This window comes from Rhodococcus yunnanensis NBRC 103083, assembly GCF_001895005.1.
GTDB classification, from domain to species: Bacteria; Actinomycetota; Actinomycetes; order Mycobacteriales; family Mycobacteriaceae; genus Rhodococcoides; species Rhodococcoides yunnanense.
In genome coordinates this window covers 232,215-250,459 of record NZ_BCXH01000007.1, presented here as the reverse complement: position 1 = coordinate 250,459, position 18,245 = coordinate 232,215, and the positions used below count along the sequence as shown (strand labels likewise).

The 18,245-nt window shown below is 64.4% G+C and carries 17 protein-coding genes; 11 read left to right on the top strand and 6 right to left on the bottom strand.

Annotated features, from left to right (window positions below; genetic code table 11):
- Positions 1–19 precede the first annotated feature (19 nt).
- Positions 20–631: a thioredoxin domain-containing protein gene (locus RY1_RS14325; RefSeq protein ID WP_072804232.1), complete on the bottom strand. Its 612-nt coding sequence runs from the start codon at positions 629–631 to the stop codon at positions 20–22.
- Between the two features lie 26 nt (positions 632–657).
- Positions 658–1,239, bottom strand: a complete 582-nt coding sequence (locus tag RY1_RS14320) for a MauE/DoxX family redox-associated membrane protein (RefSeq protein ID WP_072804231.1) — start codon at positions 1,237–1,239, stop codon at positions 658–660.
- 328 nt (positions 1,240–1,567) lie between these two features.
- Between RY1_RS14320 and RY1_RS14315 the strand changes: the two genes are divergently transcribed.
- Together RY1_RS14315 and RY1_RS14310 are read left to right on the top strand one after the other, a co-directional pair.
- Positions 1,568–3,067 carry an APC family permease gene (locus RY1_RS14315; protein ID WP_072804230.1) on the top strand — a complete coding sequence of 500 codons (1,500 nt, stop codon included), beginning with the start codon at positions 1,568–1,570 and terminating at the stop codon, positions 3,065–3,067.
- Between the two features lie 5 nt (positions 3,068–3,072).
- Positions 3,073–3,867 (top strand): IclR family transcriptional regulator, encoded by a 795-nt coding sequence (locus RY1_RS14310; RefSeq protein ID WP_139279853.1) that lies wholly within the window; start codon positions 3,073–3,075, stop codon positions 3,865–3,867.
- A gap of 4 nt (positions 3,868–3,871) precedes the next feature.
- On the opposite strand, the gene RY1_RS14305 is transcribed toward RY1_RS14310, so the two are convergent.
- Together RY1_RS14305 and RY1_RS14300 are read right to left on the bottom strand one after the other, a co-directional pair.
- Positions 3,872–4,525: a response regulator gene (locus tag RY1_RS14305; protein WP_072804229.1), complete on the bottom strand. Its 654-nt coding sequence runs from the start codon at positions 4,523–4,525 to the stop codon at positions 3,872–3,874.
- 36 nt (positions 4,526–4,561) lie between these two features.
- On the bottom strand, positions 4,562–5,764 hold the full coding sequence (locus RY1_RS14300) for a sensor histidine kinase (protein ID WP_245819662.1): 1,203 nt from the start codon (positions 5,762–5,764) through the stop codon (positions 4,562–4,564).
- Positions 5,765–5,921: 157 nt separating this feature from the next.
- On the opposite strand from RY1_RS14300, the gene RY1_RS14295 reads away from it, so the two are divergent.
- Positions 5,922–6,533: a DUF4352 domain-containing protein gene (locus tag RY1_RS14295; protein WP_072804227.1), complete on the top strand. Its 612-nt coding sequence runs from the start codon at positions 5,922–5,924 to the stop codon at positions 6,531–6,533.
- A gap of 160 nt (positions 6,534–6,693) precedes the next feature.
- Positions 6,694–7,452: a hypothetical protein gene (locus RY1_RS14290; RefSeq protein ID WP_139279852.1), complete on the top strand. Its 759-nt coding sequence runs from the start codon at positions 6,694–6,696 to the stop codon at positions 7,450–7,452.
- 10 nt (positions 7,453–7,462) lie between these two features.
- Here the strand turns inward: RY1_RS14290 and RY1_RS14285 are convergent, their stop codons facing one another.
- Both RY1_RS14285 and RY1_RS14280 read right to left on the bottom strand, forming a co-directional pair.
- Positions 7,463–7,750: a hypothetical protein gene (locus RY1_RS14285; protein WP_072804225.1), complete on the bottom strand. Its 288-nt coding sequence runs from the start codon at positions 7,748–7,750 to the stop codon at positions 7,463–7,465.
- Between the two features lie 13 nt (positions 7,751–7,763).
- Entirely contained in the window at positions 7,764–9,470 is a 1,707-nt protein-coding gene (locus tag RY1_RS14280; RefSeq protein ID WP_371829473.1) for a sodium:solute symporter family protein, read from the bottom strand.
- Between the two features lie 167 nt (positions 9,471–9,637).
- On the opposite strand from RY1_RS14280, the gene RY1_RS14275 reads away from it, so the two are divergent.
- From RY1_RS14275 to RY1_RS14245, 7 genes are all read left to right on the top strand, one after another.
- On the top strand, positions 9,638–10,420 hold the full coding sequence (locus RY1_RS14275) for a DeoR/GlpR family DNA-binding transcription regulator (RefSeq protein WP_072804287.1): 783 nt from the start codon (positions 9,638–9,640) through the stop codon (positions 10,418–10,420).
- Positions 10,417–11,514 (top strand): galactose-1-phosphate uridylyltransferase, encoded by a 1,098-nt coding sequence (gene galT, locus RY1_RS14270; protein ID WP_072804223.1) that lies wholly within the window; start codon positions 10,417–10,419, stop codon positions 11,512–11,514. The genes RY1_RS14275 and galT overlap by 4 nt, the downstream gene beginning before the upstream one ends.
- Positions 11,511–12,599 (top strand): galactokinase, encoded by a 1,089-nt coding sequence (locus tag RY1_RS14265; RefSeq protein ID WP_072804222.1) that lies wholly within the window; start codon positions 11,511–11,513, stop codon positions 12,597–12,599. The genes galT and RY1_RS14265 overlap by 4 nt, the downstream gene beginning before the upstream one ends.
- 85 nt (positions 12,600–12,684) lie before the next feature.
- A complete protein-coding gene (locus RY1_RS14260) occupies positions 12,685–12,918 on the top strand; it encodes a three-helix bundle dimerization domain-containing protein (protein WP_072804286.1) in 234 nt (77 codons plus the stop codon).
- A gap of 161 nt (positions 12,919–13,079) precedes the next feature.
- The gene (locus RY1_RS14255) at positions 13,080–14,570 is read left to right on the top strand and encodes a hypothetical protein (protein ID WP_072804221.1); all 1,491 of its coding nucleotides are present in this window, start codon (positions 13,080–13,082) and stop codon (positions 14,568–14,570) included.
- An 18-nt stretch (positions 14,571–14,588) separates the two neighbouring features.
- Positions 14,589–15,467, top strand: a complete 879-nt coding sequence (gene ppk2 / locus RY1_RS14250; protein WP_072804220.1) for a polyphosphate kinase 2 — start codon at positions 14,589–14,591, stop codon at positions 15,465–15,467.
- Between the two features lie 6 nt (positions 15,468–15,473).
- Positions 15,474–18,233 carry a cation-translocating P-type ATPase gene (locus tag RY1_RS14245; RefSeq protein ID WP_072804219.1) on the top strand — a complete coding sequence of 920 codons (2,760 nt, stop codon included), beginning with the start codon at positions 15,474–15,476 and terminating at the stop codon, positions 18,231–18,233.
- Positions 18,234–18,245 lie beyond the last annotated feature (12 nt).

The window sequence follows — 18,245 nt, the reverse complement described above, 5'->3', positions numbered from 1 at the left end:
TCTCTTCTCGGTCGAAAAACTAAGCAGCGCCGCGGTTCTTGGCGGCCTGGGTGTGAAGGTGCTGGAGGGAGGGTGTGCCGGATTCCAGTGCGTTGAGCAGACTTTCGACCTGCGCCATGTGGTTGCACAGTCCCTTGGCCTTGATCTTGCCGTGCTCGTCCAGCATCACTCCGAACGGAGTCGTCCCGACCTGGTAAGCGATCCCGACGTCGCGACCGTCGATGTAGCTCAGTTCGCTGCCGATCCCCGCACCTGCGAGGAATTCCGCATGCTCGGCCGGTGTGCCGTCGGAGATCATCACGATGTCCACCTCGCCCTCGCCCTTGGCCATCGCTTTCATGCCGGGTAGCAGGGACTTACAGGTGGAGCACCCCGGTGCGGTGAACAGCAGCAGCTGCGGCCGCTCGCGGTGTCCGCCGACACTGACGGAACGACCGACGTGGTCCTGAAGTCCGTGAAACGTGGGCCCGACCTGCTCGATCTTCGGGCCGGTGTCCATCATCCGGGCCCCGAGCGGGCCGAGACGCACTTGCACGCGTCCGATCTCGCGTGCGAGACCCAGAATCATCAACAGAAGCCCGACGACCGCGGCCGCGAGAAGAAGAACCATGGTCAACAGAAAAACGGTCATGCGAAGGAAACCTTTCTCGAAATCTGTCAGTACCGGCTGATGGTCGAGATGGCGCGCATCTCGATCGCGGCGTTGCTCAAGTAGTCGTCGATCGGGCGGCGGCCGAACGACATCACCGAACGTGCGTAGAGCCCGACGCACACGATCCCCACGGCGAACAGTCCGATCCCCGCTCCGGCCAGCCGGTCCAGAGCCGACAGAGACGGAGTGACGACGACGGCTGCACTTGCCGCCATGAAGGCACCGGCGCGGGCGGAGTGCCCCCAACCGATGTGCTCGACCTCGTCCTTGCCCGAGTCGAAGGCGAAACATCCGCAATCGAGATCGACCCGGCCGCGAAGCAGGTTGACGGTCAATCCGGTGAAGAACGCGGCGAACAAGGCAGTGGCCAGTGCGCCGCCGATCGCTGGGGCGAGCCCGAGAATCAGCACGACGCCGAGGACGATCTCGGCCCATGGCAACACCGCCCCGACGACCGCGGCCATGGCGTCGGGAAGCAGCTTGTAGCCCCGAACCACGCGGGCCATCCGTGCACGATCGCCCACCTTCGGCACACCTGCGACCAGCAGCACCGCGCCGATCACACTTGAAAGAATTGCCCATGCCATCGCGGCACCCCACCTCCTGATTCGAAGAACCCGATCGAGTTCACGAGCGGTCGAGGGAAATCATGCGAGCGTGATGCGTCGGCGATGCAACTCGTGAGTTACGTGATGAGCGGGCCCGTGTGGGGAGCCAGGGGACTGCATTTCCGCTGCTCCGGGGCGAACTGCGCGTCGGAAGTGTGCGGTGGACCACATGCTTTCGCTCGGCGAGGCCGCATTTTGGGCCGCGATTCTCACTTGAAGTGCGATCGGACGTCACCGACGAAACACGGGTGCAATCGGACCGCCGTACATTTCTGGTTTCAACGAATCACTCGCCACCAGGATGCCCATGAACACCAGCGCCCTCAGCGCAGCTCTGCACCAGGCCGCGCTCACCGAGCGAGAAACCGACCCCGTGTACTCGCCATTGCGCGCACTCGGTCGAAAACAGCTGACGCCGTTCGATCTGGTCGGACAGTCGATGTCGACGATGGCCCCGGCCACCTGCATGGTGTTCATCGCGCTGTGGATGTCCTCGCCTGCAGGCGGAGTCGGCGGCTTGTTCGCGATCATCGGCGCCACGCTCGTGATGACCCTGGTCGCGCTGTGCATCCGCCAGTTCACCGTTCGGCTCGCCGCATCGGGTTCGCTGTACAGCTTCGTCGCGCACGGCCTCGGAAAGCGAGCGACCTTGACCGCGGGTGCCGCGCTGCTCGTCGGATACGTGGGTGTGTCGGTCTCGGTGCTGTCCAACGCCGGGGCGAACCTCGTGAAGCTCGGTGGTGAGGCCGGAATCGACTTCGGCAGCGGTGCTGCCCTCGGCGGCTGTGTCCTCGTTGCGCTTGCGGTCGCCCTGGTGGCGATCCGCGGCGTCCGATTCGCTGCCCGCACGATTCTGGTGATCGAGGTGTGCACCCTGGTGTTCATCACGGTGGTGCTGCTGCAGTCACCGGTGCCGGTCGATGTGGCGGTGACGCCGTCCACCGCTCCCGTCGGATTCGTGCTGTTCCTCGCGATGCAGACGGTGTTGAGCCTCGCCGGGTTCGAAAGTGCCGCTTTCTTCGGTCCCGAAGCGCGGCGGCCACTGCGAACCGTCACCTCGACCATCCTGGTGACGCCCCTGCTCGTCGGGTCGTTGTACGTGTTCGCGGGATGGGCGGGAATGAGCGGACACGCGGGCGTGCTGATCAACGCCTACTTCGGGGGCACCGAATCGGGCGCGAGCATGCTGCTCGTACTCGCGGTCAACGTGGGTGTCTGCTCGTCCTGGATCGCGTCGACCCTCGGGTTCGCGCAGGCTGGATCGAGGCTGCTGTTCTCGATGAGCATCGAACGCGTGATCCCCGGCGTCTTCGAGCGGGTGCATCCGCGGTTCCGCACGCCGTACTTCGCCGTCGTCCTGTTCGTCGCCGCTTCGTTGGTCGGATCGATCTGGCACGACCCCGATCACGCGCCCGACAACTACGACGTCGTCGTCGAGATCGCGTTGATCCTCGGCTACACCCTGGTTGCGTTGGCGGCGCTCCGATTCCTGGAACGCATCGGTGAACACACGATCCTGACCCGCGTGTGCGGTCTGTCGGCGGCAGGTGCGGGATCCGGCCTGTTGACCTTCGCCGTGGTCGACTCAGCGCGTTCGGGAGCGTGGGTGTACCTCGCATGGTGTCTCGCGCTCGGCGGATCGGGCACCCTCTGGTTCGCGGTGCTCAGGCGATATCGGCCCCGAAGCATCGACGCCATCGGAGTCTTCGACAGTGTCGAGACCGAGGATCTTCTTCCTGGGGCGGCCTCGTTGAGCATCGACGACGACGGCAAGCCGGTCATGACGCCGACTGCGTACGGACGGTAGACGTGGTGACCGAACGACACGACGCGCGGACGGGCAGGTCGGAGCGGGTCGGATCCGGTGGTGGCTCGGGAACGGGATTCGGTGGGCAACAACCCAAAGCCGTGCAGAAAGCGCTCGCCATGCTCGAGGCAGTGGCGTACCTGGGCGCGGGTGCCACGGCGAAGCAGATCGCAGCACACACGATGGTGCCCCCGGCCACCGCGTATCGCATGCTCAACTATCTCGTCGCCGACGGGTTCCTGGCGCGAACCCCGGATCTGGCCGGCTTCGCGTTGGGCCGTCGAACGTCGGAGTTGGCGTACGCGGCAACGGGCGCCGAGCAGGTGCGTACCGCCGCACATGTGCTCGATGCGATGCGCGCCGAGACCCGCCACGGGCTGTACCTGGCGTCCTTCCGCGGGGGAGTGCTCAAGATCGTCGAGACGGACCCGGACCACGAGGTGGTGTCCGCGGCGACCGTCTCACGCAATCCGCATGCTCACGCCGTCGGGAAACTGTTGCTGGCGTATCGACCTCGGTACCTGGATTCGGTGGAGTTGAGATCGGTCACCGCCCACACCCTGGTCGACGGGTTGGCGTTGCACGCCGAACTCGCGGGAATCCTCGCCACCGAGGTCTCGTTCGAGAACGAGGAGTCGAGGATCGGGCGGGCCGCCCTGGCCGTTCCGGTACGCGAGCGCGGCTCGGACGTGGTGGGAGGCCTGTGCCTGCAAGGTGTAGCGGGGCGCGTGTCACCGGACGGCGCCGGGCTCGTCGAGTTCTTGAAGGCAGGCGCTCGCGAGCTGTGCGGGTTGGTCTGAGGCCTCAGGTGACCCAGCCTGCGCGGAAGGCATTCAACGCGGCCTCGACGCGATTGTTGACGCCCAATTTGCCGAAGATTCCGGTGATGTGCGTCTTCACCGTCGTCTCGCTGAGGAACAGCTGCTTCGAGATGGCCGAGGTGGTAGCGCCGGATGCCATGATGCACAGCACTTCTCGCTCGCGTTCGGTGAGCGTGCCCATCGCGGGGGACACGGCCCGCGGTGCGGGCGCCGACGACGCGACGATTCGCCTGAGTGCGTCCTCACTGAACAACGTGTTGCCGGCCGCGACCGCGCGAACGGAGAGGTGAAACGTCTCGGGAGCCTCGTCCTTGCTGACAAAACTGTGCGCTCCGGCCGCGACGGCGCGCACCACCAGATCGTCGACGTCCATCGCCGTCATCGCGATCACACGAGGTGGGTGCGCGAGCGCCATGAGGTGCTCGGTGGCCTCGAGCCCGCCCATCCGCTTCATCTTCAGATCCATCAGCACGACGTGCGGCCGGAACGCGTTGACGGCGGTGAGCACTCGATCGCCGTCGTCGACGTCTGCCACGACGCGAATGTCATTGGTGGCGGCGAAGATGTCACCGACTCCGCGGCGCACGAAACGGTCGTCGTCGACGACGAGCACGGTGATGATGGCCGGTGATGTCATGGTGCGCCAACCTTACGGCGGCACACCGACACCGTCTCAGCTGTGCCAGGGAAGCCATGACTGGACGAGGAACTCGCCCGGTGCAGCCCGCGCATCGAACGTGCCCCCGATCTGACGAACCTGCTCGCCCAGTCCCGTCAGACCGGTACCTGCGCCGTGCGCGAAAGCGGGGTCGCCGGTCAGATGGTTGCGCACGGTCACGCGGAGTCCGACGTCGCCGTTGCCGTGCAGGGCGATGTGGATCGGAGCGCCCTGCGCGTGCTTCTGTGCGTTGGTCAGCGCCTCCTGAACGATGCGGTACGCGACCTGGCTGCTGGACGCTCCGACGCCGCCGGGAGAGACGTCGAGGAGATAGGTGACCTGTGTGCCTGCGTCGCGTGCACTGTGCACGAGGTCCGAGACGCCCTCGATGCTGCGGAGCCCGCCCGTGTAGTCGCCTGCACCCCTGAGCACGCCGATGATCCTCTTCAGGTCGTCGAGCGCCTCGTGCGCGGTCTGCCGGATCAAAGACGCACTGTTGGCCACCTTTTCGGGGCCCTCGGTGCTGTTGACCTGCAGTCCGCCCGCGAACAGCGAGATCCGGCTGAGGCTTGCGGCGAGGGTGTCGTGCATGTCGCGGGCGATGCGGGTGCGCTCGGCGACGATGATCGCTTCCTCGCGCAGCGCATCGGATTGCCGGGCATATCGGTCGCGGGTGTTCACCGCGGCGTCGAGATCGGACTGGGTTCGGCGCAGGATGGCAAGGCCGGTGACCGCGCCGACGAGGACCGCCGCGACGAGCCAGGCGATCCACAGCGGAACGTTCCAGTCCGGGATCGGTCCGTCCTTGACGAGCTGCGTGCCCACAGTCAGGACCGAGTAGTCACGGCGGCGGAACGCGTCGTACGAGAGCGAGACTCCGCACGCTGCCAGAACCACAGCCGTCGACACCGCGAGCACGCGCCCCGTGGCGAAATGGGCAACGGCGTACAGGGCGATGAGAGCAGCCGTCGCATCGGTTTCGAAGAACAGTGGCCCGAGCACTGCCAGCCCCAACACCACGAATGGCCTGTCGTGACGCCAGATCAACGCCACCGCCGCGATCGAATTCAGGATGAAACCCAACGCGTGATTCCACACCGGGAAGTTGCCCGCCGTGGAGGCGAACGTGACCGCGAACAACGAGGAGAACACGCTGACGGTCACCGCCGCGGTGGTCCACGCGCGGCGGCGCCACCGACCAGGTGTGCGTGTACTCATGATCGGAACCATACTGTCGCCCGCCGACAGAACAGTATCGGCCGACCGGTCCCGATTCCGACCGAAAGGATGAGGTGGTTCGTCCGATTTGCCGAAGTGCGCCCCCGGCCGACTGCGGTGTTGTTGTCCCATCGCTACGAACGAAGGGATTTCAGCCATGACCACAACCCAGCCCACCTCGACCGAGCCGAAGCGAAATTGGTTCGCTCGCCACAAGATTTCGACCGCACTGGTGGGGGTCGTCGCCGTCGCCATCGTGATCGCCGCAGTCAACAGCGGCGGGAGCGACACCACCGCGCCGGGCGCGACATCCAGCCAGTCCGATTCGAGCCGGCCTGATCCGGCCTCGCCTGCGGTGCCCGATGCCGGCGAGAGGTCACCGGGGATCGGAGCTGCAATACGCGACGGGAAGTTCGAGTTCGTCGTCGTCTCCGCTCAGCCAGGAGTGCCGACCGTCGGTGAGGACTTCATGACCGAGACCGCGCAAGGTGAGTACGTGCTCGTGACCATGTCCGTCCGCAACATCGGCGACCGGGCCCAGAGCTTCACGACGTCGGCGCAGAAGCTGCTCGACGGCCAGGGCAGGCAGTTCTCGGTCGACGACATGGCGACGATCGTCCTCGATCAGGGCATCGCATTCGAGCAGATCAATCCGGGGAACTCGATCGAGGCGACCATCGTGTTCGACGTCCCCGCTGGAACGGTCCCGGCGGAGATCGAGCTGCACGACTCCCTGTTCTCGGGTGGTACGACCGTCGCTCTTCAGTAGACGGGCCGCCGAGTACGTGGAAATCCATGGAGGGGTATGGATTTTCGCGTACCTGCGCCGGAACGGATGGAACCGATCGAGGGGTCCGCACGTCCAACCGAGTATGCAGACTTTCGATACCGGTGGTGGTGTGCGATGAGTAGTGCAACGGGAGGTTGGAGTGCCTGCTTCTGACTCGCAGCACACATCCTCGGTGTGGTCGGATCGGAGGCGTGCACCGTCGCAGATCCGACTGTTCGTCTTCGGCCCGTGGGCGTTGTCGATGTGGGTCGCAGCTCTCGATCCGCCGTACGGTTCCGAGACTCCGGTTCTGCTCCTCGCGGCGCTGCTGGGCACCTCGATCGTCTTCCACCTGATAGCTTTTCGGCGACGATATCCGACCGGGGAGGCCGGAATCGTCCGAAATGCAGGTGTGACGACCGTGCATGCGCGACGGTACTACTTCGGTACCTACGTCGTCTCCGTCGGGTTGGCGGGACTCACCAGTGGAGCGGCGCTTGCCCAGCTGCACCCGAGCGACGCCGCCGACCTCGCTGCGTCGGTTCCGCTGGTCGCAGCACTGGTGTGGTGTGCCGGATACCTGATTCAGGTGGCGAGGGGAGTGATCGGTGCGCCGAAGATCGAGATTTCCGGTCGGGGCGGCATCGACGTGCATGGAATGAGCTACGACGAGCGACTCGACGCGAGCGCCGACGCCCGGTCCATCGCGCTACCGGGCCGGGCCGGGCCCCGCATCATGGTCCATCATCCAGGGGAGGATGTCGTCGAAAGACGCTACCGCACCCGGATTTTCGCGCTCGACCATCTGTCGACGTCTCGACGTGTGGAACCGGCATGCATCATCCTGATCGACACCACCAGGTTCGACTGCGATCCCCGCATCCTGCTCACTCTGGTGCAGAATGCGGGGCTGCAGTGAAGCATGTGGGTCAGTCGACCTTGTCGCCCACCACTGCGGGCCGTGCGAGCGCCCAGCCGCCGAACATCAGGGCAATGGCGAGCATGACGAGCCCGACCCACAGGTTGGCGCTGGTCCCCACGCTCATGTCGACGACGTTGTTCGACGGCGACGAATGGGTTTCGTTGCCGAATGCGGACGGGAACAGCCCTGCGAGGGTCAGCAGGATTCCGTAGATGCCCAGTAGTGCTCCGATGACGGATCGGATGTCGAAGAGCCGTGCAACGAGGCCGGGGCTCTGCTTCTCGGGAGTTGTCATGTCGAGATCCCTATCAGTGGAAGACGATGTTGAGTACGACGACGAGGCCCAATGCGAAGCCTGCCAACGGAACCGGACGCTTGAACCACGGGTTGGTCGCGTCCGCCGGATCGGTGAACATCTCGCGGGGTGTCTCGGAATAGACGAAGCCGACGAGTTCCTTGGCCGGCTTGGGCTGCGTCACCGTGCTGACTGCGATGCTCACCGCGATGTCGACGACGAACGCCGCCGAGGCCGCAACGAACGGCATGCCCTGGCCCGGTAGGTTGATCACGCCCACCTCGGACAGAATGAACACCAGAACTGCTGCGCCGGTACCGGAGACAAGACCGATCCAGCCCGCTGCGGGAGTCATGCGCTTCCAGAACATTCCGAGGATGAACGTCGCGAACAGCGGCGCGTTGAAGAATCCGAACAGGGTCTGCAGGTAGTCCATCAGGTTGGAGTATCCCGACGCGATCAGCGCGGTGAAGATCGCGAGGATGGTTGCCGCGACCGTGGCCACACGTCCGACGGTGATGTAGTAGCCGTCCTCGCGATCCTTGACGATGTACTGCTGCCACAGGTCGTAGCTGAAGACGGTGTTGAATGCCGAGATGTTCGCGGCCATACCTGCCATGAACGCGGCCATCAAGCCTGCGACCGCGACGCCGAGAAGGCCGTTCGGCAGGATGTCACGCATCATGAGCAGCATGGCGTCGTTGTAGGTGATGTCGCCGGTGCCGTTCTCCTTCAGGTTGATCATGTCGCCGATCGCGGAGGCGGCGATCATGCCGGGAACGACGACGACGAAGGGCACCAACATCTTCGGGATCGCACCGATGATCGGTGCGCGACGAGCCGCCGACATCGAACTCGACGCCATCGCGCGCTGTACCTCGACGAAGTTCGTCGTCCAGTATCCGAAGGACAACACGAAACCGAGACCGAACACGATGCCGATCACCGACAGGACAGGTGAGTCGAAGCCACTGAGTGCCTGACCCGGCCACGACGCGAGCTGTTCGGTGGTCGAGGCGGTGACGGTGCCGTCCGTGACGGTGGGCACGACCTTCTCCTTCAGTCCCGACCAGCCGCCGACCTTGATCAGACCGATGATGGTCAGCGGTACGAGAGCGGCGAGGATGACGAAGAACTGCAGCACCTCGTTGTAGATGGCGGCTGAGAGCCCACCGAGCACGGTGTAGGTGAGAACGATTGCGGCAGCGACGATCAGCGACACCCACAGCGTCCAGCCGAGGAGAACCTTGACCACCGTCGCGAGAAGGAACAGGTTGACGCCCGCGATGAGGATCTGCGCGACGGCGAAGCTGATGGCGTTGACGAGGTGGGCTCTCGAGTCGAATCGTTTGCGCATGAACTCCGGAACGCTTCGGACCTTGGAGCCGTAGTAGAACGGCATCATCACGACACCGAGGAACAGCATCGCCGGTATCGCGCCGATCCAGTAGTAGTGCATCGTGGCGAGACCGAGTTGGGCGCCGTTGGCGGACATACCCATGATCTCCACGGCGCCGAGATTCGCGGAGACGAATGCGATGCCGGTGACCCATGCGGGCAGGCGCCGCCCGGAGAGGAAGAAGTCGAGGCTCGTCGACAGCTGTCGGCGGGCAACGTATCCGATTCCCAGAACGAACACGAAATATACGGCGATGAGTACGTAGTCCAGCGCGTTCGTGTTGAACGAAAGCACGCCTTCTGCCGCAAGGTTCGACGTCACGCGTCAACCTCCCTGGTTGAGTGAGCTGGCTCACTGATGTGAGCGATGTGAACATAAAGTAACAGAGCCGAACATTTACGTACACGCAATGCCTGCAATCTGCTGTCTGATGTTTGGTAATGTTCGTTTCCTCCGGCTTCGTGCCCAGACTTCAGAGGTAGGTGCGGATGCTCGCTGCTGAGCGACACGAGCGAATCAGGGCTGTCCTCCGGGCGGAAGGCGCGGTGAAAGTCGTCGACCTGGCCGAGATTCTCGACGTGTCCGAGATGACGATCCGGCGTGACCTCGACGTACTGGACGAGCGTCAGGAGCTGCGCAAAGTGCACGGCGGTGCCATCGCGCGCGGAAACCGCGGCGTCGAGCCGCCGTCGACGGCGAAGGCCGCCCGGCAGCACTCGGAGAAGGTCGCCATCGGACGCGCGGCACTCGATGCCGTCGAGGACGGTATGACCATCGCGATCAGTGCGGGTACCACGACACTCGAGCTGGCGAAGCTGCTGCGCGGACGAGGCTCGATCACCGTCGTGACGAACTCGATCTCGATCTTCTCGGAACTGACCGGGCATCCGTCCGAGCCGAACCCGGTCGTTTATCTGACCGGTGGTTCGCGCACTCCGTCCGATGCGCTCGTCGGCCCCATCGCGAACACGGCGCTCGACGCGTTCCGTGTCGACGCGGTGTTCCTCGGCGTCCACGGATTCGACATCGAATCCGGACTCACCACACCGAACATCGCTGAGGCGGAGACGAATCGGCGACTCGTCGCTACCGGCCGTCGCCTGTTGGTGCTCGCCGACAACACGAAGTACCGCGAGGTCGGAACCAACGTGTTCGGGCTGATCTCGGACGTCCACACGCTCGTGGTGGACGACGGGCTCGACCCGCAGGACCGCGTCGCGCTGGCCGCGCACGTGGAGAACATTGTCGTAGCCGAGACGGAGAAGATATGACCATCACGGAGACGTCCGCACGTGCAGAGCTCGCCGACGGCCGCGAGATTCTGTTCTACTCGTTGCCGGGCAACACCGTTCATCCTGTCCCTGATGTTCGCCCACTGACGCCGAGGTCGCTCACCGCTCGGTCCGAGGTGCGACGGGACCGTCAGACGGGGGACTGGGTCGCGATCGCCGCGCTCCGGCAGGATCGCACGTACAAGCCGCCGGCGGATCAGTGTCCGCTGTGCCCCTCGCCCGGCGGCGATTCGAGTGAGGTACCCGCCGCGAACTACGACGTCGTCGTATTCGAGAACCGGTTCCCGAGCCTCTCGCATGCAGGCGAAGGAGCCCAGGCGTTGTCGCCGAACGCTCTGTCCGCCAACGGAGTCGGTCGATGCGAGGTCATCTGTTTCTCCAGTGACCACACCACCTCGTTCGCGGAGTTGAGTCGCGATCATGCGCGTCTCGTCGTCGACGTGTGGCGTGAGCGCACCGAGACGCTCATGGGGCTCGACGGCATCGAGCAGGTCTTCTGCTTCGAGAACAGGGGTGAGGAGATCGGTGTCACCCTCTCGCACCCGCACGGCCAGATCTACGGCTACCCGTACCTGACTCCGCGAACCGCGTCGATGCTCAGGCAGGCGCAGGCCTTCGCGGACAACAACGGCGGAGCAAACCTGTTCGCGGACATACTCGCTCGTGAGATCGAGGACGACGCCCGGATCGTCGCCTCCAACGACCACTTCACCGCCTTCGTGCCGTTCGCTGCGCGCTGGCCCGTGGAGGTGCACATCTATCCGAATCGGCACGTGCACAACGTGACCGAACTGGCCGGAGAAGAACTCGACTCGCTGACCTCGATCTACCTCGACGTTCTCGGACGCTTCGACCGAATGTATCCCACAGCGCTGCCGTATATTTCGGCACTGCACCAGTACCGACCGGATCGCGGCCAGGAGAACGGCTACTTTCACATCGAGCTGATGTCGGTGCGGCGGTCGGCGACCAAGCTGAAGTATCTAGCGGGGTCGGAATCGGCGATGGACGCTTTCATCACCGACGTCACACCCGAACAGATGGCCGGCCGACTAGGGGAGTTGGCGCTGTGATCGTCACCGAGGCGCCGGGGCGAATCAATCTGATCGGCGAACACACCGACTACAATCAGGGCTTCGCTATGCCGATCGCGCTGGACGAACGCACGACAGTGCGCTTCGAACCGGACGACTCCGGGACCGTCTCGCTCGACAGCGAGGAGGAGGCGGACGGCGTCACGTTCGGTCTCGATGTGCGACGCGGTGACGTCCAGGGCTGGGCGGCGTATCCCGCGGGTGTTGTGTGGGCATTGTCCGAGGCAGGCCATCGTGTGGTCGGCGGAACGATGTCCGTCAGCAGCGAGGTACCGATCGGTGCGGGGCTTTCGTCCTCTGCCGCGCTCGAGTGCGCAGTTCTGCTGGCGATGACTGCGGCAACCGGTGTGGAACTCGATCCTCTCGACGCCGCGCGGATCGCGCAGCGGGCCGAGAACGATTTCGTCGGAGCCCCGACAGGGCTGATGGATCAATTGGCGTCGCTGAACGGGCACATCGATCGAGCACTCCTCATCGACTTCGAGACGTCGTCGGTGAGCCCGGTGACGTTCGACCTCGCCGGCAGTGATCTGGCTCTTCTCGTCGTCAACTCCAATGCGGCTCATCAGCATTCGACCGGCGAGTACGCCTCGCGTCGGGAATCCTGCACGCGCGCTGCGGCGACACTGGGAGTCGGCTCCCTGCGCGACGTGCAAGGTACCGAGGGCGTTCTGGAGCGTATAGACGACGCAACCGATCGGCGGCGGGTTCGGCACATCCTGAGCGAGAACACGCGCGTCCTGGACTGCGCTGAGGCATTGACGAACAAGAATTTTCGACGCGTCGGCGAACTCATGACGCAGTCCCATGCGTCGATGCGGGACGACTTCGAGATCACGACCCCGCACATCGATCTCATCGCCGAGTCGGCGGTGCGTCACGGCGCGCTCGGCGCGCGGATGACCGGCGGCGGTTTCGGGGGATGCGTCATCGCGGTGGTGCCCGCCGATGCCGTGGGAGAGATCGCCGAGTCGATCGAAGCCGACATCGCCGCCGGTGGGTTTCCCGTGCCGACCGTGTTCACCGCGCGGGCAGGGGCAGGCGCGTCGCGCGTACACGTGTGACGGCCGGACAACTGCGACGAGGTTCCCGTGGCTCATCCGTAGCGGGTGATTGACGCTGTTGCATACCGGGCAGACCATGATTTTCATGGCTGGCGACTACGAAAGTCTCCAGATCGAGCAGGTCATCGAGCGGTTGACTGCCCGCTACCCGTTCGTGTCGGCGGGGGCGATAGGGCACACCGTGCGCACAATTCACAAGCGCTTCGACGAGTGTCGGATCCGCGATTTCGTTCCGCTGCTCGTGGAGAAGGCAGCTCGGCGCGATCTCGCGAACCACCCGATACCCGAATCCGACGCGCCCGTCTCACCCATCGGGTGATTTTTGCTCCCACACGCTGGTTCGGACGAAGTCAACGCTGCAATTGCGTGACAGCGGGAATCTCCGGGAGGACACTCGATTCACGAGTTCAATTCGTGCTGCTGCCGCCAAGGGGAACGGTGATGTCCGATGAACCGCTGGTCGAATCGATCTGACGTGCGATGGCTGACGTAACGAACACTGATGCTCTCGACGAGAGCGAACGCGCCGAGCTGATCAGGCTGCGCGAGGAAGTCGCCACGCTTCGGACTCGTCCGCACGAGAAGTCACGCGATGAAAAGTCAGGAGTCGAAAAGTCAGGTGTCACTGCGGAACCGGCCGTGCGTGCACCGAGGAACCGGCTGCGGTGGACTGCGGTGACGATCTTGCTCGTGCTCGTCGCGGTTCTCGCGCTGGCATCGGTCACTGCTCGCTTCACCCGAAGCCAGATACTCGACACCGACCGGTATGTCAGCACCATTGCTCCCCTCGGTGAGAACCCGGCCATTCAGGGGGAGGTCACCAACCAGATCACCGACGAGATCTTTGCCCGAATCGACGTCGAGGGGCTCACCAAGGAAGCGCTGACTGCGCTGACCGACGCCTCGAATGTGGCTGCGAACGCGCCGCGTCTCGATCAGGCCGTTGTCGGCCTCGCGCCCGTGATCGCCGGCCAGGCACAGAATTTCGTGCACGACACAGTCGGTTCGCTGGTGGCATCGCAGCAGTTCGAGGACCTGTGGATACAGGCGAACCGGGCCGCCCACAATGCGCTCGTCGCGGTGATGACCGGCAATTACGGTCTCAGTTCCGTTGCGGTCGATCAGAGCGGCACGGTCAGCATCTCCCTGGGTACCGTCATCGACAACGTCAAAGCCGCACTCACCGAACGCGGTTTCGCATTCGTCGACAAGGTCCCCTCGGTGGACAAACAGTTCGTTCTGTTCCAGTCGCCCGAGCTGGTGAAGGCGCAGCGGGCCGTCGCAGCGCTCGACAAGGCCTCGGTGATACTACCCTGGCTCGGAATTGCCTGTGCCGCAGCAGCTGTCGCCGTCGCGCCGTCGGGGCGCAGACTCCGCACGCTGTCCCTTGCCGGGTTGTCGATCGCACTGGGAATGCTCGTCCTGGCGATCGGACTGCTGGTGGGGCGGGCGATCTACTTGGACAGCGTTCCGACCGATGTCCTCTCGCCCGACGCGGCGACCGTGGTCATCGATACCGTCCTGGTCCCGCTACGCACGAGTCTGCGCGCAGTAGCGGCCCTCGGTCTCGTGATTGCGATCGCCGGCTACCTCGTCGGCGGTTCGACGTCTGCTTCGGTCGTCCGTCGCGGATACGGACAGGCGCTGGATTACGTGCGCCGATCCGGGAGCGGCCGACCGCCCAACGAGGTGGAGCGTCTGGCGTATCAGCTTCGTATTCCGCTGCGCTGCCTCATCATCGGGATTGCTGCAGTGTTGCTGATGTTCTGGCGTTATCCAACGGGGTTGGTCGTGTTGTGGATCGTTCTGTGTGCAGCGTTGGCGCTCGTGGGACTCGAAGTGCTCCTCCGGCCGGCCCGCGCCTCCGCCTCGGCACCGGACTCCACCGAGTCGCCCGAGACGACAGACGAGGCCGAGACGAAGGACCAGGCCGATACGAAGGTCCAGGCCGGTACGAAGGTCGTCGGGTAGCGGCGGGAAGGGGAAACCGTGGCGAAGAAGGACAAACACCACAGGTCGACGTTCGAGCTGCCGCGGTCCGACGGTGACGGACCCGCCGAATCGGCGCGCTACAAGCCGATGAAGAACAAGGAGTACCGGCGCCTGCTCCGCCCGCTGCACGGAGAACTCGTCGCGCTGCAGGAATGGGTGAAGTCGTCCGGCGCGAAGATCTGCATCGTCTTCGAGGGCCGTGACACCGCGGGGAAGGGCGGCGTGATCAAGGCGATCACCGAAAGGGTCAGTCCGAGGGTGTTCAGGGTCGTTGCTCTCCCCGCACCGACGGATCGGGAGAGGTCGCAGATGTACATCCAGCGATATCTGCCGCACCTGCCTGCCGGCGGCGAGGTCGTGATCTTCGACCGCAGTTGGTACAACCGCGTCGGTGTCGAACGGGTGATGGGGTTCTGCTCCGAGGAAGAGTCGGAGCAGTTTCTTCAGCTCGTCCCCGAGGTCGAGCGCGCAATAGTCGATTCGGGCGTCATCCTGCTGAAGTACTGGCTGGAGGTGAGTGAGGAACAGCAGACACTGCGCCTGCAGAGTCGGATCGACGACCCGCGCAAGCTGTGGAAGCTCTCGGATCTCGATATCGCGTCGTACACCCGTTGGTACGACTACTCGCGGGCACGCGATGACATGTTCCACTTCACCGATACCGGCTGGGCACCATGGTATGTCGCGGTCAACGACGACAAGAAGAGTGGCCGGCTCAACATCATCACCCACATCCTCGACCAGGTCCCGTACACGCCACTCGAGCGCACCGAGATCACCTTGCCGAAGCGGCGCGGCCCGCACGGTTACACGGCGCCGAGGCAGCCGCTGCACTGGATCCCGACTCCGTATCGAGGATCGAAAGAGAAGGGGTGAGCGGTCGTGGTGTCCACCGAGCTCGCGAAGCCGCATGCAGCATGGCATGCGCAGAACGCCGACGCCGTTGTAGCCGCGACGACGTCCGACCGGGATTCGGGTCTGACGACCGGCGAGGCCGACGAGCGGCGTAAGACGCACGGTCGCAACGAGATCGCATCCGAGCCCGCGGCGTCGATCTGGGTCGTCGCGCTCGGGCAGTTGAAGGATCTGATGAATCTGATGTTGGTGGCGGTGGCCGTCGTCAGTGTTCTCATCGGTGAAGTGCCGACGGCGATCATCGTCGCGGGGCTCGTCGTTCTGAACGTCGTGCTCGGCACGCAACAGGAGCTCAAGGCACGTGCCAGCGTCGACGCGTTGGCCAAGATGCAGACTCCGCAGGTTCGTCTCACCCGCGATGCCGTACTGGTCGAGCTCGCCGCGACCGACCTCGTGCCGGGAGACATCGTTCATCTCGAGGCAGGCGACATCGTCCCCGCCGACGGACGATTGCTCACGTCCGCGACGCTCGAGACCCAGGAGGCTGCACTGACGGGCGAAAGCGCTCCCGTTCCCAAGGATCCCCGCACCCTGGGCGAGGCCGATGTTCCCCTCGGCGACCGAAGCAACATGGTTTTCCAGAACACGTCGGTGACGCGCGGGACGGCAACCATGGTGGTCACCGAAACCGGAATGCGTACTCAGATGGGGCAGATCGCGTCGATGCTCTCCGCGGTGGCGCCGAGCAAGTCTCCGCTCCAACGCGAACTGAATTCGCTCACCAAGGTGCTCGGGATCATCGCCTGGACCGCTGTTGCACTCATCGTGGTACTCGGAGTCGTGCGCGGACAAAGCCTTTCGACGGTATTGCTGCTGGGAATTTCGATGGGCGTGTCCGCCATCCCGACGGGTCTGCCGACATTCGTGCAGGCGATGCTGGCATTCGGGGCCAGACAGCTGGCCGACGCGAAAGCCGTCGTCAAGAACCTCACGGACGTCGAGACTCTCGGTGCCACCAGCGCGATCAACTCCGACAAGACCGGCACGTTGACGATGAACCAGATGACCGTGCGGTCTCTGTATTTCCATGGCCGCTGGTACGCCGTCGGCGGTGAGGGGTACAGCAAGACAGGACGCATCACCCAGATCGCGGGTGATGCCGTCCCCGATTTCACTCTGCTCGCGTACGGGTTGTGCCTCGACAGCGATGCGACGGTATCCGACAGCGGAGACGTCGTCGGCGATCCCACCGAGGCGGCGCTGGTGGTGTTGGCGGCCAAGGTCGGCGTCGATGCCCCGCTGACACGTCGGACGTATCCGCGCGTCGCCGAGGTGCCGTTCGATTCGGCGTACAAGTTCATGGCCACGTTTCATCATCTACACGTCGACGGCGGAACTCAGTTCGTGGAGTTGGTCAAGGGCGGTCCCGATGTAGTGCTGGACCGATGCACCACGGCGTTCGACGCGAACCGTCGGCAGGTACCGCTCGACGACGTTCGTGACAGTATCGACGACGCAAACCGTGAGCTGTCCGAAAAGGGGTTGAGAGTACTGGCATTCGCTGCTCGCCGTCTCGACGGGCAGGAAGGTGCAGTGCAGGCCGACCCGATGTCGTTCGTCGAGGATCTCACGTTCGTCGGCATGGTCGGGATCATCGACCCGCTTCGGCCCGAGGCGATCGACGCCGTGCGTACCGCCCACGCTGCGGGGATCGATGTTCGTATGATCACCGGAGACCACGCGATCACGGCGTCCGCGATCGGCGCCGAGCTCGGTCTCGGGCCGGGCGCGATAGGCGGCCCCGAACTGCAGGCCATGGACGACGAGGAGCTGACGGCGGCGCTACCGAACCTGCACGTGTTCGGTCGAGTGACGCCCCAGGACAAGCTTCGGTTGGCCGGCATCATGCAGGAGAACGGCGCAGTGGTGGCGATGACCGGCGACGCGGTGAACGACGCGGCAGCGCTGAAGAAGGCGGACATCGGCGTTGCCATGGGATCGGGAAGCGAGGTGACCAAACAGGCGGGCAAGATGATCCTGACCGACGACAATTTCGGAACGCTGATCACGGCGATTCGCCTGGGCCGCAACATCTACGACAAGATCGTGTCCTACATCCGCTATCAGATGGCCAAGCTGTTCTCGCTTGTGCTGTTGTTTCTCGTCGCGAGCATCTTCGACATCAACGACGGCGTTGCGCTCACCCCGTTGATGGTGTTGTTCCAGCACTTCTTCATCACGTTGTTTCCGGTTGCCGTCATCATGTCCGATCCGCCTGCCCCCAATCTGATGAGCAAGCCGCCGCGCGATCCGCAGTTGCCGATCGCCAACCGAAATGCGTTCGTGCAGTGGTCGGCGTACGGGGTGTTGCAGTTTGCCGTCACACTTGCGGCGATGCTGCTCGCACCGGGGGAGATGAGTACTACCGAGGCAAGTGTCCCGATGACGACCGCATTCGTGGTGTTGTCGTTGGGCTCCATCCTCGCCGGACTCGTCATGCGGCGCGATCCCGAATCCGGCCTCACGTCGCCGATTCTCACCGCGGTGAAGATTCTGTCGATTCCCGTGGTCGTGACCGTTTTCGCGGTCGAGGCAGGATTTCTCCAAGACCTTCTCATGACCACGTCGTTGACCGGTGGCCAGTGGCTCGCATGCATCGGGTGGTCGCTGATCATCCCGGTGGTGGTCGAGGTGGAGAAGGCAGTGCGCCGTCGCCTGCACCCGCGACCGATCGACGCCATTCCGGCCAGAGTCGCAGTGGATCCTCACCACGCACGCACGCAGTGACAGCGTCGAGAT

What these genes read in the sequence shown, in the direction of transcription:
- galT (WP_072804223.1), top strand. Translation starts at nt 10,417, where the DNA reads ATGACCATCACGGAGACGTCCGCACGTGCAGAGCTCGCCGACGGCCGC.
- RY1_RS14275 (WP_072804287.1), top strand. Translation starts at nt 9,638, where the DNA reads ATGCTCGCTGCTGAGCGACACGAGCGAATCAGGGCTGTCCTCCGGGCG.
- RY1_RS14285 (WP_072804225.1), bottom strand. Translation starts at nt 7,750, where the DNA reads ATGACAACTCCCGAGAAGCAGAGCCCCGGCCTCGTTGCACGGCTCTTC.
- RY1_RS14295 (WP_072804227.1), top strand. Translation starts at nt 5,922, where the DNA reads ATGACCACAACCCAGCCCACCTCGACCGAGCCGAAGCGAAATTGGTTC.
- RY1_RS14300 (WP_245819662.1), bottom strand. Translation starts at nt 5,764, where the DNA reads ATGAGTACACGCACACCTGGTCGGTGGCGCCGCCGCGCGTGGACCACC.
- RY1_RS14315 (WP_072804230.1), top strand. Translation starts at nt 1,568, where the DNA reads ATGAACACCAGCGCCCTCAGCGCAGCTCTGCACCAGGCCGCGCTCACC.
- RY1_RS14325 (WP_072804232.1), bottom strand. Translation starts at nt 631, where the DNA reads ATGACCGTTTTTCTGTTGACCATGGTTCTTCTTCTCGCGGCCGCGGTC.
- RY1_RS14320 (WP_072804231.1), bottom strand. Translation starts at nt 1,239, where the DNA reads ATGGCATGGGCAATTCTTTCAAGTGTGATCGGCGCGGTGCTGCTGGTC.
- RY1_RS14305 (WP_072804229.1), bottom strand. Translation starts at nt 4,525, where the DNA reads ATGACATCACCGGCCATCATCACCGTGCTCGTCGTCGACGACGACCGT.
- RY1_RS14255 (WP_072804221.1), top strand. Translation starts at nt 13,080, where the DNA reads ATGGCTGACGTAACGAACACTGATGCTCTCGACGAGAGCGAACGCGCC.
- RY1_RS14260 (WP_072804286.1), top strand. Translation starts at nt 12,685, where the DNA reads ATGGCTGGCGACTACGAAAGTCTCCAGATCGAGCAGGTCATCGAGCGG.